General features: G+C 69.9%; 14 protein-coding genes. 2 read left to right on the top strand and 12 right to left on the bottom strand.

The window, feature by feature from the left end:
• Positions 1 to 12 precede the first annotated feature (12 nt).
• Positions 13 to 618, bottom strand: coding sequence for an outer membrane beta-barrel protein (locus NR792_RS19805; RefSeq protein ID WP_375754219.1), 606 nt, complete (start codon positions 616 to 618; stop codon positions 13 to 15).
• Positions 615 to 1,691, bottom strand: a complete 1,077-nt coding sequence (locus NR792_RS19800; protein WP_375754218.1) for a hypothetical protein — start codon at positions 1,689 to 1,691, stop codon at positions 615 to 617. Before NR792_RS19800 ends, NR792_RS19805 begins: the two co-directional genes overlap by 4 nt.
• A 1,327-nt stretch (positions 1,692 to 3,018) precedes the next feature.
• Between NR792_RS19800 and NR792_RS19795 the strand changes: the two genes are divergently transcribed.
• Positions 3,019 to 3,666, top strand: a complete 648-nt coding sequence (locus tag NR792_RS19795) for a hypothetical protein (protein WP_375754217.1) — start codon at positions 3,019 to 3,021, stop codon at positions 3,664 to 3,666.
• On the opposite strand, the gene NR792_RS19790 is transcribed toward NR792_RS19795, so the two are convergent.
• The 5 genes from NR792_RS19790 to NR792_RS19770 all read right to left on the bottom strand — a co-directional run bounded on the left by NR792_RS19790 (position 3,667) and on the right by NR792_RS19770 (position 7,928).
• Positions 3,667 to 4,641, bottom strand: coding sequence for a hydrolase (locus NR792_RS19790; RefSeq protein WP_375754216.1), 975 nt, complete (start codon positions 4,639 to 4,641; stop codon positions 3,667 to 3,669). It abuts the gene before it with no gap.
• Positions 4,638 to 4,940 carry a YkgJ family cysteine cluster protein gene (locus tag NR792_RS19785; protein WP_375754215.1) on the bottom strand — a complete coding sequence of 101 codons (303 nt, stop codon included), beginning with the start codon at positions 4,938 to 4,940 and terminating at the stop codon, positions 4,638 to 4,640. Before NR792_RS19785 ends, NR792_RS19790 begins: the two co-directional genes overlap by 4 nt.
• Before the next feature lie 21 nt (positions 4,941 to 4,961).
• Positions 4,962 to 6,101: a hypothetical protein gene (locus tag NR792_RS19780; RefSeq protein ID WP_375754214.1), complete on the bottom strand. Its 1,140-nt coding sequence runs from the start codon at positions 6,099 to 6,101 to the stop codon at positions 4,962 to 4,964.
• 155 nt (positions 6,102 to 6,256) lie between these two features.
• Positions 6,257 to 7,213, bottom strand: coding sequence for a GNAT family N-acetyltransferase (locus NR792_RS19775; RefSeq protein WP_375754213.1), 957 nt, complete (start codon positions 7,211 to 7,213; stop codon positions 6,257 to 6,259).
• Between the two features lie 43 nt (positions 7,214 to 7,256).
• Positions 7,257 to 7,928 (bottom strand): hypothetical protein, encoded by a 672-nt coding sequence (locus tag NR792_RS19770; RefSeq protein ID WP_375754212.1) that lies wholly within the window; start codon positions 7,926 to 7,928, stop codon positions 7,257 to 7,259.
• A 168-nt stretch (positions 7,929 to 8,096) separates the two neighbouring features.
• Between NR792_RS19770 and NR792_RS19765 the strand changes: the two genes are divergently transcribed.
• Positions 8,097 to 9,158, top strand: a complete 1,062-nt coding sequence (locus tag NR792_RS19765) for a DUF481 domain-containing protein (protein ID WP_375754211.1) — start codon at positions 8,097 to 8,099, stop codon at positions 9,156 to 9,158.
• 101 nt (positions 9,159 to 9,259) lie between these two features.
• Here NR792_RS19765 and NR792_RS19760 read toward each other — a convergent pair whose 3' ends face one another.
• From NR792_RS19760 to NR792_RS19740, 5 genes are read right to left on the bottom strand one after another with little or no spacing between them, the layout of a single operon-like run.
• Complete coding sequence (locus NR792_RS19760; protein WP_375754210.1) at positions 9,260 to 9,700, bottom strand: cytochrome C oxidase subunit IV family protein; 441 nt, start codon at positions 9,698 to 9,700, stop codon at positions 9,260 to 9,262.
• A 10-nt stretch (positions 9,701 to 9,710) separates the two neighbouring features.
• Positions 9,711 to 10,373, bottom strand: coding sequence for a cytochrome c oxidase subunit 3 family protein (locus NR792_RS19755; protein WP_375754209.1), 663 nt, complete (start codon positions 10,371 to 10,373; stop codon positions 9,711 to 9,713).
• The gene (locus NR792_RS19750) at positions 10,366 to 12,042 is read right to left on the bottom strand and encodes a cytochrome c oxidase subunit I (RefSeq protein ID WP_375754208.1); all 1,677 of its coding nucleotides are present in this window, start codon (positions 12,040 to 12,042) and stop codon (positions 10,366 to 10,368) included. The genes NR792_RS19755 and NR792_RS19750 overlap by 8 nt, the downstream gene beginning before the upstream one ends.
• Positions 12,026 to 13,072: a cytochrome c oxidase subunit II gene (gene coxB, locus NR792_RS19745; RefSeq protein WP_375754207.1), complete on the bottom strand. Its 1,047-nt coding sequence runs from the start codon at positions 13,070 to 13,072 to the stop codon at positions 12,026 to 12,028. Before coxB ends, NR792_RS19750 begins: the two co-directional genes overlap by 17 nt.
• Entirely contained in the window at positions 13,069 to 13,944 is an 876-nt protein-coding gene (locus NR792_RS19740) for an SCO family protein (protein WP_375754206.1), read from the bottom strand. The genes coxB and NR792_RS19740 overlap by 4 nt, the downstream gene beginning before the upstream one ends.
• Positions 13,945 to 13,961 lie beyond the last annotated feature (17 nt).

The raw sequence follows: 13,961 nt of genomic DNA, 5'->3' as shown, positions 1-13,961 counted from the left end.
GCTCGCGCGCGGCTACAGGCGCAGCCGGTAGCCCACGGCCGCGAGCACCGCGCCCGCGTTCACGTCGCCGGTGGTGAGGAAGTCCACCGGAGCGAAGTGGTACTTCGCCTCCAGGAAGGCGCCGCCCGGCCCCAGCGGCAGCTCCGCGCCCGCGAGCGCCTGGAAGCCCAGCCCGCCGCCGCTCTCCGACGCGGTGCCGTCGAACGACTCCACCGTCGCGCGGTGCAGGTACAGGCCGGGGCCCGCGCCCACGTAGGGGGTGAGCGGCCCCAGCGCGTGGGGGAAGCGGAACACGGCGGACAGCTGGATGGCCACTTCGCGCTCGGCGAGCGTGTACGGGGACTCGATGGGCTGGCCCAGGTTGTCCAACTGGGGCCCGCGCAGCGTCCCCGACGTGGAGGGCCGGTGGTAGTTCACCTCCAGCACCAGCGCGAGGCGCCGCTGGAGCAGGGGCGTGACGTAGCCCACCTCGCCGCCCAGGAAGAGGTCGCCGCCGAGCGACGTGACGGGCTTGATGAAGCCCACCTTGGGCGCGATGAAGAAGGGGCCTCCGTTGTCCTTCTTGGGGGAGGGGGCGGCGGCCAGCGCCGCGACCGCGAGCAGGGCGAGGGCGTTCATGGGGAGACGGTGAAGCCGGACGACGCGGGGATGGTTCCGAAGGCGCCGCTGGGGTCCGCGACGATGAGCCCGTAGGTGCCGGGCACGATGCCGCCGGGACACGCGGGATCCGTGACGGGCGGCGGGTCGAAGCCGGAGCACGTGGGCACGGTGGCCTTGAGCTGCGTCGGGGAGACGTACGTCACGTCGTACAGCGGGATGTTCACCGTCTGGCCGGGGTCCGTCTTCACGGGCGCGACGAGGTACACGTCGTGGGCGCCGGAGGTGAAGGCCCCCGCGGCGCTGATCAGGGTGATGGCCGTGTCGCGGGTGGCGGGCCCGCCGCGAGGCGCCACGGTGAGGGCCCCCAGCTGCGCGTAGTCGACGGTGAGCGCCTGGGGCCGGGTGGTGGCGCAGCCCTCGGGGTTGGTGAGGGTGAGCGCGTAGGTGCCTTCCGGCGTCGCGGGAGGCAGCTCGGTTTCGATGCGCGTGTCGGAGACGACGGTGAGGGTGAAGAGGGGCTGGTCCTCTTCGCCTTCGCGCTGAAGGACGATGAGCGGCAGCGCGTCCGGGCGGAAGCCGCTGCCTTCGATGACGAGGGGGCTGCCGGCGCTGTAGTGGAAGCCCTGGGGCGCGGTGATGTTCGTGATGACCGGCGGCGGTACGACGTGCAGGGCGTCCGCGAACTCGGAGGTGCCGCCCAGGGGGTTCGTCACGGCGACGGTATAGGCGCCGGGTGGCAGCACGTTCGACGGTGTGCTGTCGCGGGTGGGCAGGTCCATCCGCATGAGCTCGGTGCGCGCGAAGAAGAGGTGGTCGGCGGGGAGCGTGTAGTCGCTCGGGCCGCTCAGCGAGACCAGGGGCAGCTCCACCGAGGGCGTGTCGGTGAGCGCGTCGCGGGGCACGGGGGTGAAGCGGCTGCCGATGAGCTCCAGGCGCCATCCGGCCGCGCCGCCACCGGCGTTGCAGACGCGCGCGGGGGTGACGAGCCGCTGCAGCGGATTGATGAGGCCCTCGAGCTTCGGGGTGGTGCCTTCGGTCGATTCAGAGCAGGCGACCAGGCTGAGCAGTGCGGCGGCGACTGGAAGGCGCACGGGTTCCTCCATCATCCCGTCAACAAGGCTGTCACACGTTAGGCCGGGGCCCGGAAGGGTCAGGAGTTTTTTCCGGCTCCGCGCCCACAGCCCTGCCCGTTCCGCCAGGTCGGATGGCTCAAGTGCCTGAGATTGCAGGGGAATATATCGGTGAGAAGCGTCGGCACGGCGAATGCTTAGGCACCCCGGCAGCAGGGACGGGCAGCACGGCGGGGGGGATGGAGTCGGTGGGGGGGAAGCCGCACTGCTTCAGGGGGAACAGGGCGGGACGGGGCAGCAAAGCAGGACGGGGCAGGGCGGGACGGGGCAGCAAGGGCGGGACGGGGTTGGGGGAGCAAAGCAGGACGGGGTCGGGCGGGTCGGGGCAGGACGGGCGGGACGGGGCAGCAAGGCAGGACGGGGTTGGGCGGGACGGGGCAGTAAAGGCAACACGGGGCAGGACGGGCGGGACGGGGCAGTAAAGGCAGGACGGGGTTGGGCGGGTCGGGGCAGCAAAGGCAACACGGGGCAGGACGGGCGGGACGGGGCAGCACGCAGGACGGGGCAGGACGGGCGGGTCGGGGCAGCAAGGGCGGGACGGGGCAGCAAAGGCAACACGGGGCAGGACGGGCGGGACGGGGCAGCACGCAGGACGGGGCAGCAAGGGTCGGACGGGGCGGGACGGGCGGGACGGGGCAGTAAGCAGGACGGGGCAGGGCGGGACGGGGCAGCAAGGGTTGAACGGGGCAGCAAAGGCAACACGGGGCAGGACGGGCGGGACGGGGTTGGGGCAGCACGGTTGAACGGGGCAGCACGCAGGACGGGGTCGGGCGGGTCGGGGCAGCAAAAGCAACACAGGGCAGGACGGGCGGGACGGGGGAGGGGGACGCAACACGCGGCACGGATCAGCAGGGCAGCACGCTGTACGGGGCAGGACGGGCGGGACGGGGCAGCACGCAGCACGGATCAGCAGGGCAGCACATGGCAACGCGCGGCACGGGGCAGCAGGCCGCGCGGTCGAGCAAGGCAGCAAGCAGGTCGCGGGACGGGGCTGGGCGGCGGGATGGGGCAGTGCGCAGTTTGGGGGAGTCCGGCAAAGAGGTCGTGGTCGCCGGACAGGAGACGTGAAGGACAGTCAATCAGGACGTGGCGGTGCGAGAGCTTCGCGATCCAGCCGACGGCATTGAGGCGACGCGACAGTCAGTACCGGACGTGTGGCGGGTGTGGAGTGGCGGGTCGGGGGGAGCAACACGCAGCCGGGTCTCGTGGAGGGAGTGCTCCCGGGATCCGGCGTACCTCGCAAATCTCATCGTGCAGGGGCGCGATGTCTGGAACGGGGAGAAGCCTCATGGGAGCGGTGTCCATCGTCACCGCGGCGGTAGCGGTCCTGGCGGCGCATACGGCCGTGGCCCAGACCGCACCGCAGGTGCAGTTGCCTCAGGTTCAGGCACAGCCGGGCGAAGGCCGTCGCCGCATGAATGATCCGGAGCGGCTGGCGCCCTTCGGTCTGATGCTCGACGCGGGCATGCCCGAAGGGGCGGGGCTCTCCGGCGTCATCCGGCCCTCGCCGTACCTGCGGCTGCACATCGGTGGCGCGCACAACGGGCTGCGAGGCGCCTTGCGCGCGGGCCTCACGCTGCTTCCGCTGAAGGGCAAGCTCTCGCCCTCGTTCTCATGGGAGTTCGGACACGCGCAGGCCGCGAGCACGAAGACGCTGAACCGGCGGCTCGCGGATCGCACGCAGCTGCCCACCTCCTCCATGGAGCGCGTGGGCTACTCGTACTTCAGCACGCACCTGGGCCTGGAGTTCAACGCCACCCGGCGCCTCAGCTTCTTCGTGCGCGGCGGCGCGAGCTTCATGGAGATGGAGGTCCCCAGCCTCCAGAAGCTGGATGAGCCCTTCCGCGACTCGCTGTCTCCCGTGGAGACGCGGTCGTGGATGATGCGCACCATCCAGCCGTCCGGGAAGCTCGGCTTCGCGTTCTTCTTCGGTTGATCAGCGGCCGAGCACCCGCTCGAAGAACGTGAGCGCCTGCGCCTCCGCCCAGAAGTACGGGCGGTACGCGCGGCCCGCGACGAAGCCCACGTGGCCGCCCCGTTCGGTCAGCACCACGCTGAGGAACGGGTTGTCCCGCGCCGAGGGCGGAATCACCGGCGCCTCCAGCATCGGATCATCCGCGGAGCTCAGGAGCAGCGTGGGCCGGCGGATGTCCGCGAGCCTGGGCCCCGACGACGCCTCCCGGTAGTAGTGCGTCGCGTCCCGGAAGCCATGCAGGGGCGCGGTGACCACGTCGTCATAGCCGCGGATGGTGCGCGCCGCCTCCATGCGCGCCCCGTCGAACGCGCCCGGGAATCGCTGCAGCTTCGCGCGGGCCTTGCTCTTGAGCGTGCGCAGGAACCGCTCGCGGTAGAGCCAGTGGTAGCCGCTGCCGCCATCGAGCTTCCGGCAGCACGCGTCCAGGTCGTACGGCGCGCTGATGGACGCGGCGGCGGCCACGGGCGCCTGGTCCCCGGTCTCCTCCAGCAGCCGGCACAGCACGTTGGCGCCCAGCGAGAAGCCCACCGCGAGCATCGGCCCGGTGATGCGCTCGCGCACGTCCGCCATCACCAGCAGCGTGTCCGCCGTGTCCCCGGAGTGGTACGCCCGGGCCAGCCGGTTCGGCTCTCCGCTGCACGAGCGGAAGTTGATCGCCGTGGCGCCCCAGCCGCGCTTCGCCGCGCCCCGCAGCACCTCCGTGACGTAGCCCGCTTGAGAGGACCCCTCCAGGCCGTGCAGCACCACCACGTGCGGCGCGCCCCGGGGGCCGTCGAAGGTGTCCAGGTCGACGAAGTCTCCGTCGGGCAGATCGCGCCGCTCCCGGCGCAGGGGCGGCACGCGGGTGGGCCGCACGACCGACGCGTAGATGGTCTGCGCATGCGCGCCACGAAGGCCCGGTGCGGGCACGAACGGCTCGGTGGGCTGGAACGTCACTTGCGCTCCCGGATGGCGCGAGCCATCCGCATGGAGGCGCAGCCGGACTTCCGCACGGCCTCCGCCTCCTCGGTGAGCTGGAACAGCGCCAGGTAGTTGTGCACGCGCTCCTCCAGGGTGGGCGCCTCGATGCGGCGGCACACCTCGTCCGCCGCGTAGTCCCGGCACACCTGGGGCCGCCGGTCATAGACGGTGCACAGGTTGTCCGCGCCCAGGTGCGGGCAGCGCAGCCCCAGGGGCTTGTCCAGCGCGGCGATGTCCGGCGCCACGCAGCAGGCGCCACAGCAGGTGCACTCCATGCAGCTCCTTGGCGGTTCGCCTCAGCGGCGGACGGCCTGCTCCACCTTGCCCAGGTTCGTCACGGTGAGCGTGACGCCCTGGCCCTTCTTCCACGCGACGAACTCCTCCTCGCGCGTGGGCTTCACCTCGTGCTGCTTCACGCCGTCGTCGTCGTAGCGCACGAGCACGCTGTAGTCCTCCTCGCGCCGCAACCGCTCGTTCGTCCCGGCGGTGAGCTCCGGCCAGCGCGGCGGCCCGTCCGTGCCCTTGAGCTCGCGCGTGTCCACCGGCTTCCACACGTACGTGTCATAGGAGCACTGCTGCGAGTAGACGGGCTCGTTGCGGTAGCGCGTCTCCGTGTCGCAGTCCTCGTAGGACTCGTTGCAGTACTTCGTCACGTCGTGGCAGACCTCCTCGGCGAAGCCGTTGCCCTTGTCGCGGCGGGTGCACTTCTCCTCGGTGCCGCAGGCCACCTTGCGCGACTTCGTCCGGCACACGCGCTGGGTGCCGTCCGCCACCCGGCGGGTGCCCCGCTGCCGGGACACGCAGTCGCGGATGTTCGTCACGCCCGCGACCTCGCCCGTGCCATTCACCGGCATGCGCGGCGCGGTCGTGTTCAGCTCGTCCCGCCAGCCCGTGCGCGTCTCCGGCACGAAGCGCTCCTGGACCAGCGCGCGGCGCCAGTTCGTCGCCACCACCTCACCCTTGAGCTCATGCTTCATGTTTCCCCAGAGGCCCACCGCGCAGGTGCCCAGGCAGCAGGAACTGAGGATGCCCACCACGATGAGCGCCACCTTCCCGAAGCGGCGGGGCTTGGGCGCGGGCTTCGGTGGGGGCTTGGGGCCCAGGTCCGCGATGGGCGCGGCCTTCGCATCCGAGCCCCTCTCCGCGGAGCACTGCCGGCAGCGCTTGCCGTCGCCCCGGTTGGCCGCGCCGCAGTAGGCGCAGAACCAGTCCTCGCCAGCGCCGGCCATGTCCAGGGCCTGCTCGTCGCTGACGCCTTCGCGGGTGGACTTGCCGGAGGCCGCGTCCACGTCCCCGAAGTCGAACTCGGACTCCTTGCCGCTGAGCTCCCGCGGGTTGTTGCAGGAGGGGCAGTTCTTGTGACGGGCGGGGATGTTCCTGGCGCCGCAGGACGTGCAGTTCCAGGAGCCCTCGATGATGCGCCTTCGCTCGGCCATGGGCGCATCCTAGGGGACCTGTCGCCGCCTGACACATCCGGGTTGAAGCCGCCGTCCCAGCGGGCTGGAGGTCGGGCCGCCAGAGCGGCATCCAGGCATGGAGGCGCGGAGGCTCCGAAGCGCGGCCCCGAGGCAACAGGGCCTGCCCGCGCGGCTCACACCCAGAGGGCGCGAGGGAAGGGGACCTCCGGCGCGGGAGGCAGGCCCGCGCGCAGCGGGCGCAGCATGGGCAGCGACCCGTCCCGCTGCACTCGCACCGCGCCGGGCACCCCCGTGAGGAGGGGCGCCGTCGAGGGCTCCTCCCACCACACCACGCGCTTGAGCCCCGCGTGATGCGCCACGCGGCGCGCCTCCGTGAGCAGCGCCTCCGCCGCGGAGGCGTCCCGCGCGTCCAGCATCAACACCACCAGCTCGCCGTAGCGCGCGTTCATCACCCACAGCGCGGTGGACCCGCCCACCACCGCGCCGCACGTCCGGGGCCGGGGCCGTGCCAGCAGCTCCGCGTAGATGCGCTCCCGCTCCAGGTGCCAGTCCACCTGCGTGGCGCTGGGCCACAGGAAGAAGGGCGCGTCCGGCCGGCGCATCCGCGCGAGCGCCGCCGCCACGTCCGTCTCCTGGAGCCCGCCGTCCACCGGCCGTCCCCCCGGCGCATCCACCGCGTCCAGCCGCCAGTCCCACGCGGGCACCTCCACGTAGCCTGACCGGCGGTACAGCGGCGCTCCCACGTCGGAGAAGAGGACCACCGCGTGCGGACGCGGCGCCACCTGCTCCAGCGCCGCGGCCACGGCGTCCATCAACCGCGTGGCGTGTCCCCGGCCGCGCAGGGGCTCCTCGGTGAAGACGCTCGCGATGGCGTAGCTGTCCCCTTGCGTGAGCTGTCCGTCCGCGCCCCTGAGGAAGCTGTCCGTGTGGAAGGTCTCGCACGACGCCAGCACCCGGCCGTCGTCCGCCAGCCACAGCCAGGTGTTCATGCCCTCGCGGCTCCACGGGTGCGCGCGCAGCCGGGCTTCGCGCTCCTGGTACTGCGGCACGCTCAGGGGCGAACCCCACGCGGCATGGGTGACGGCGTCGCGCTGCGCCTTCTGCGCGTCGGTGGCGAGGACGAGGGACATGGTGCGGGGCACGCTAGACGCGCGCCCCGCCCGAGCGCGAGCGCTACAGCGTCGTGGTGTACGGGAACCGGAAATGCAGCTGCAGGTACGCCTGCCCCACGTGGAAGATGCCGTCGCCCAGCGAGTCCGGCAGCCCCAGCCCGCCCAGCTCCTGCGGCACGTAGAAGGTGGACTCCCAGCCCACGCTGACGAGGAAGCTCTTCGCCAGCTGGAACTCCAGGTCCGCGCCCAGGCTCGCGCCGGGCCGCAGGAAGTGCGTGTCCGGCAGCGTGTCGGAGAAGATGTACGCGTACGTCAACACCAGCCCCACGCCCAGCTTGAAGCGCACCGGGCTGGACGACAGCGGCAGCCCCACGCCCAGCGGCTTGAACGTCACGCCGTACATCCCCGTGTCGCGATACTTCGGCGAGATGATGAACGAGTCCGGGATGAAGATGGACGGCGAGATGCGGATCTCCTCCATCTGCTTCGCCTGCTTGCGGTAGCGCGCGGGAATCGCGCGCTGGTTCTTGCGCAGCCACTCCTTGTCCAGCACCGCGTCCACCGACAGCTTCAGCCCCGTGTGCAGGAACTGGTCGTCCGCGATGGGGCCGGAGAAGACGAACACCGCCGGCCCCACGCCCACGTCCACCGGCACGGTCACCCTCTGGGCCGCCGGGACGACGGCGGGCCACAACGACAGCGCGAACAGCAGCGGGAGCAGGGTGGGCCTCAAGGGCGGGTCCTCATGTACCGGGTCCAGGGAGGACCCACACTTCAAGCCTAGAAGGTCAGGACGCTCCCTGTCCCGCATGCGCTAAGAAGTTCGCGCCGGAAAGGGAGCCGGCCCTTCACGCTCCCTTGCAGGTCCGCTGCCGCACCTGCCTCACCCCAAGGAACTCCGATGCTCCCCGTTGCGCTGCTGCTCGCCTCGTCACTGCAATCCCAGACGCCGGCGCCCGCCCCGCGTCCCGCCGCCCCACCGCCTCCGGCCGCCGTCCGCGCTCCCGCGCCGCCCGCGCCGCCCTCCCTCCCCGCGGACGCCCCCGCCGCCGAGCGTGCCGCCGCCGCCGCCGAGCGCGCCGCCATCGCCGCCGAGCGCGCCGCCGAGGCCAGCGCCCGGCTCGCGGAGGCCATCGAGCGCCTGGCCGAAGTGACCGCGCGCGCGCCCATCGCCCCGCCGCCGCCGCCCGCCGCGCCCGCTGCCGAGGCCGCCGCCGCCGCGGCCCCCGTGAAGCCCAGCGTCTGGGACGTCAGCGTGGGCCTGAGCCTCATCTCCCTCACGGGCAACGCGTCCACGCTGACGGTGAGTGGCCTGGCCAGCGCGCTGCGCAAGACGGAGAACTGGATCTACTCCGTGAAGGCCTTCGGCGCGTACGGCCGCAGCCGCCCGCCCCAGGTGGAGGGGGAGGTGGAGTCGCTGTCCCAGGTGGTGGCCCTCAACGCGGGCGTGGAACTGCGCGGGGACCGCCGCTTCACGCAGGAGATCAGCGGCTACCTGCTGGCCGGCGTGGACACGGACCACATCAAGAGCGTGGAGGCGCGGCCCTACGGTGAAGCCGGCGCCAGCATCTTCTGGTTCGACACCAAGCGGGATGAGAAGGCCAGCGTGCGCGAAGCCGTCCTGCGCACCGACTTCGCCTTCCGCTACGCACGCGAGACGCGCTTCCAGTACTACCCGGAGCGCGTGGACCTGCCGGACGTGGACCTGGGCGGTCCGCGCTTCGGCGTCCTGTTCCGCTACGGCGTCTCCAAGGACATCACCTTCCAGGAAGAGGCGGAGATCCTGGTCAGCGTCATCTCCGACTCGCGCGTCCTCTTCAGCAGCCAGACGCAGGTGATGGCGAACCTCACCGACGCGCTGGCCCTGGGCGTGGGCTTCCTCGTGAAGTCCGACAGCGCTCCGCCCCCGGGCAAGGTGTCCACCGACACGGCGCTCTCCTTCAACCTGACCGTCGCCCTGTAGTCCGCGGCCTCAGGGAGTCGCAGCCCGCAAAAGCGACGCGGCGCCAGGGAAGAAACCCGGGCGCCGCGTTCGTGCTTCAGGGGACTTCGAGGGCGCGGGGACTACTCGTGCGTTTCGTGTCCCTGCTTCTCCACCTGCTGGTGCCCGCCCTGGCGGCCTTCCGCCGGGTTCGCGCCGATGTCCACCGCCTGGAGGTCGCTGTACTGCGACCCCGGGGGGTTGGCCAGCCGGAAGCGGGTGCCCAGGTCCATCAGCGAGAAGCCGATGAGCAGGACCACGAAGATGATGGACACGCCGAACACCAGGCGGTTGGCGCCCTGGTGCTCCGACAGGTGCATGAAGTACAGCGCCACCAGCGTGCCCTTCACGCTGGCGATGATGAGCGCCAGCACCAGGCCGAAGTCAGGCAGGTGCATGCGGCCGGTGAAGACGGTGACGAGCGTGAGCACCAGCAGGGCAATCCAGATGACCACGTAGCGCCCGGCGCCGTGGTGCTCCTGCATGTTGTGCTCTTCCTGATGCGATTCGTTGGCGATGGCCATGTCGTAACCCTCAGACCAGGTACAGCATCGGGAAGAGGAAGATCCACACCAGGTCGACGAGGTGCCAGTACATGGAGCCCAGCTCGACCTGCGTGTAGTTGTTCGCGTTGAAGTCCCCGACGCGGTACGCGCGCACCGTGGCGAACGCCAGCACCGTCATGCCGATGACGACGTGCAGGGCGTGCAGCGCCGTGGAGGCGAAGTACACGGAGAAGTACATCGGCGCGCCCGGCAGCTGGATGCCTTCGTAGAAGTAGTAGCGGCCCGGCAGCGTCCCGATGTGGAACTTGTGCTTGTACTCGAAGAACTTGATGACGAGGAAGCCCAGCGCCATCAGGAGGGTGAGCACGTTCATGTGCCCCACCATCTTGTTCTTCCCCTCCTTGGCGTAGTGCACCGCCATGGCGGCGGTGAACGAGGAGGTGATGAGCACCACCGTGTTGATGGTGCCCATCGTCAGGTCCAGGCTGCGGCTGGAGGCCGCCCACGCTTCCGGGAACAGGAAGCGGTAGGCCGCGTAGCACGCGAACAGACCCGCGAAGAGCAGGATTTCCGTGGCGAGGAACAGCCACATGCCCAACCGCGCCGCGTGCTTCTGGACCTCCAGCGACGCGAAGTGGGCGGCCAGCTTGGGACCGGGCACCGAGCCCGGCGTCACGTGCGCGCTAGACATCCGACACCTCGCCCTGGGCCTTCTTCGGATCCACGTAGAAGTGCGGCTCCTCGGGATACGTCGGCTGCGGGCCAATGAAGTTGTGCGTGGGCGGCGGGGACATGGTCAGCCACTCGTAGCCCTTGCTGTTCCACGGGTTGTCCACGCGCTCGCCGTAGATGAGCGCGTACGTCAGGTACACCGCGATGATGATGAACCCGAACGCGAGCAGCGAAGCGCCCGCCGTGGACGCCACGTTCAGCGCCTGGAAGCGCTCCGGGTACTCGTAGTAGCGGCGCGGCATGCCCGCGTTGCCCACGAGGAACTGGGGGATGAACGTCGCGTTGAAGCCCAGGATGATGAGCGCCGCGGACACCAGGCCCCACCCCTCGTGGTACATCTTCCCGAACATCTTCGGGAACCAGTAGTGGAGCGCGGCCAGGAAGGCCATGATCGTCGCGCCCACCATGATGAAGTGGAAGTGCGCCACGACGAAGTAGGTGTCGTGCCAGGGCACGTCCAGCGACACCGTCGCCACCGCGATGCCCGTCATGCCACCGAACACGGTGAAGAACAGGAAGCCGCAGAAGTAGGCGAACGGGGTCGTGAACTCCACCGCGCCCTTGTAGACGGTGCCCACCCAGTTGAAGACCTTGATGGCGGTGAACACGCCCACCAGCATCGACAGCACGCCGAACACGCCGGCGTTGAAGGTGGACTGGCCGGACACGAACATGTGGTGTCCCCAGGCGAAGAAGCCCACGAACGCGATGCCCACGCTGGAGTACGCCACCGCGCGGTAGCCGAAGATGTTCTTGCGGCTGAAGGCGGAGACGATCTCGCTCATCACGCCGAACGCCGGCAGCACCATGATGTACACGGCCGGGTGGCTGTAGAACCAGAACAGGTGCTGGAAGAGCACCGGGTCACCGCCGCGGGCCACGTCGAACATGCCCAGGCTGAACAGGTTCTCCGCCGTCACCAGCAGCAGCAGCAGGCCAATCACCGGCGTCGCCAGCACCTGGATGCAGCTGGTGGCGTAGAGCGCCCACACCATCAGCGGCATCTTGAACCAGGTGATGCCCGGCGCGCGCATGGTGTGCGTGGTGACGATGAAGTTCATGCCCGTGAGGATGGAGCTGAACCCGATGATGAACGCGCCGAAGAGCACCGGCGCCACCGTGGTCGTCGTGTGCGCGCTGTACGGCGTGTAGAAGGTCCAGCCGGTGTCCAGGCCGCCGTTGAGCATGCCCCAGAGCGCGAAGCCCGCGCCGGCCAGGTACACGTAGAGCGACAGCAGGTTCAGGCGGGGGAACGCCACGTCCTTGGCGCCCAGCATCAGCGGCAGCAGGAAGTTGCCGAAGATGGCCGGGATGGCAGGGATCATGAACAAGAAGATCATGACGATGCCATGCAGCGTGAAGACGCGATTGTACGTCATCGCGTCCATGATGGTCGGGCCCGGCGTGAGCAGCTCGATCCGGATGAGCAGCGCGAAGATGCCGCCCACCAGGAAGAAGAGCAGGATCCACGCCATGTACATGATGCCGATGCGCTTGTGGTCCACCGTCAGCAGCCACGACTTCACCGTGGTGCCGTCCGTCAGGTAGCTCGGGTGGTGGCCGTGGTCGTCGGTCGCCTCATGGCCGGGGACGGCCCCCGGCGCGGCGATGCTACTGGATGGGGTCATAGGCGGGGCCCTCGGAAGCGGTCTCGCGCACGTTCGCGGTGCGCAGCGTCTTGATGTACTCGACGATGGCGGCCGACTCGGGGCCCTGCAGCTTGCCCTGGTAGGTCGGCATCACGTTCTGGTAGCCGGCGACGATGTGCGCGCCCGGGTCCATCATCGACTGGGTGATGTAGGCTTCATCCACGCGGATGTCCTGGCCGTCCGCGAGCTTCTCGTTGCGCTCGTAGAGGCCCAGGAAGGTGGGGCCGATGTGCTTGGAGCCGTCCACCGAGTGGCACTTGAGGCAGCCCTGCGTGCCCACCAGCTTCTGGCCCTGCTCGGCCATGCGGGCGACGGGCGGCACGAGCGACGTGTCCGCCAGCGCGTCCTGCCGGTCCTGTAGGCGGCCGCGCTGCTGCTCCTTCAGCCAGTTCTCGTAGTCCTCCGGCGCGAGCACGACGACCTCCGCCAGCATCTTCGAGTGCGACAGGCCGCAGTACTCGGTGCAGAGCACCTGGTACGTGCCGGGCTTCGTCGCCTCGAACCAGGCCTGCGTGTAGCGGCCCGGCAGCGCGTCCATCTTGATGCGGAAGGACGGGACGAAGAAGGAGTGGATGACGTCGCGGGACGTGATGAGCAGGCGCACCGGGCGATGCGCCGGCACGTGCAGCACGTTCACGCCGTTGGGGCCCTCCGGATAGGAGAACTTCCACATCCACTGCTTGCCCATGACGTAGACATCCATCGAGTCCTTGGGCGGGGTGGTGTACCAGGTGAAGTCCCGGAACCCGATGGCGAACCACGCCAGGAAGAACACCAGCGGGACGGACACGAAGAGGAACTCCGTCTTCAGGTCCGGCACCACGTATTCGGTGTGCTGGTGGGCCTCCCGCCGACGGTAGCGGAAGAACATGAAGAGCGCCGCGAGGCCGACGCCCGCGGACATCACCATCGTCGTACCGACGACGAAGTAGTGCAGGAAGTCGACCCGTTCCGCGAACGTGGACGCGCGCTCCGGGAGGAACAGGAATTGGTTGGCCAGGTCGCTCATGTAGTCGCGCCTTTCTTCAGCTCGCGCCTCCAGAAATAGATCAGCATCGTGGCCAGGGCGCCGAAGACAGCCAGGGAGCCCAGGCGGATGAACCCGAAGATGTAGAAACCGTACCGCCGCGTGGCGGTGTCATACTTGAAACAGGACATGACGATGCGATCGACGCTCGTCCCGACCCGACCGCCCGCTGCTTCCAGCAGCGAAAGCTTCACGTCCTTGCGGTCGAACGACGTGCCGTAGAGGTAGCGGGAGATGCTCCCCTCCGGCGTGAGCACGGTGACCACCGCAGGGTGGGCGTACTGCTTCGTGCTCGGTTCATACGTGTACTTGAAGCCCACGGCATCGGCGAGCTTGTGGATGTTCTCGTCGGTGCCGGTCAGGAAGTGCCACGGAGCCGTCTCCGGCTTGCCCATGGACTGCAGATACTTGCGCCGCCGCTCGGCGCTCTGCGCCGGGGTGTCCTTGGGGTCGATGCTGACGGTGACGGCCTCGTAGTCCTTGCCCAGCTCCAGGCCCAGCTCGCGCATCACGCGGACCTGCTCGTTGATGACGAGGTTACAGAGCATGGGGCACTCGTAATAGACGAGCGTGAGCAGGGTGGGGCGCGTCTTGGACAGCAGCGTGCCCAGCCGCACTTCCTCCCCACTGGAGTCCACGAAGCGCGTCTCCAGGGGGAGCGGTTCCCCCAGGTGCTCCTCCACGTCCACCCCCGTCACCGGCGGGGGCAGGTCGGAGTCCGCCTCCACGATGGCGCGGGGCGTCTTGCCTCCACCCGGCAGGGCGGACGCGGGCGTGACGCTGGTGAGCACCAGCACGAGCGCCGCGAGGAGCCCGGCGGCACGGGCGGAGGAGTGGGGGAAGAGGGACGGCATGGCGAGGGACGGCTCGG

It is taken from the genome of Corallococcus exercitus (assembly GCF_042231735.1).
In the GTDB taxonomy this organism is placed as follows: domain Bacteria; phylum Myxococcota; class Myxococcia; order Myxococcales; family Myxococcaceae; genus Corallococcus; species Corallococcus exercitus_B.
This window is presented reverse-complemented; position numbering and strand designations above follow the sequence as displayed.

Excerpts from the sequence above, each read along its gene's own strand:
- NR792_RS19750 (WP_375754208.1), bottom strand. The coding sequence starts at position 12,042 with ATGACCCCATCCAGTAGCATCGCCGCGCCGGGGGCCGTCCCCGGCCAT.
- NR792_RS19785 (WP_375754215.1), bottom strand. The coding sequence starts at position 4,940 with ATGGAGTGCACCTGCTGTGGCGCCTGCTGCGTGGCGCCGGACATCGCC.
- coxB (WP_375754207.1), bottom strand. The coding sequence starts at position 13,072 with ATGAGCGACCTGGCCAACCAATTCCTGTTCCTCCCGGAGCGCGCGTCC.
- NR792_RS19755 (WP_375754209.1), bottom strand. The coding sequence starts at position 10,373 with ATGTCTAGCGCGCACGTGACGCCGGGCTCGGTGCCCGGTCCCAAGCTG.
- NR792_RS19760 (WP_375754210.1), bottom strand. The coding sequence starts at position 9,700 with ATGGCCATCGCCAACGAATCGCATCAGGAAGAGCACAACATGCAGGAG.
- NR792_RS19780 (WP_375754214.1), bottom strand. The coding sequence starts at position 6,101 with ATGGCCGAGCGAAGGCGCATCATCGAGGGCTCCTGGAACTGCACGTCC.
- NR792_RS19765 (WP_375754211.1), top strand. The coding sequence starts at position 8,097 with ATGCTCCCCGTTGCGCTGCTGCTCGCCTCGTCACTGCAATCCCAGACG.
- NR792_RS19775 (WP_375754213.1), bottom strand. The coding sequence starts at position 7,213 with ATGTCCCTCGTCCTCGCCACCGACGCGCAGAAGGCGCAGCGCGACGCC.
- NR792_RS19740 (WP_375754206.1), bottom strand. The coding sequence starts at position 13,944 with ATGCCGTCCCTCTTCCCCCACTCCTCCGCCCGTGCCGCCGGGCTCCTC.
- NR792_RS19795 (WP_375754217.1), top strand. The coding sequence starts at position 3,019 with ATGGGAGCGGTGTCCATCGTCACCGCGGCGGTAGCGGTCCTGGCGGCG.
- NR792_RS19805 (WP_375754219.1), bottom strand. The coding sequence starts at position 618 with ATGAACGCCCTCGCCCTGCTCGCGGTCGCGGCGCTGGCCGCCGCCCCC.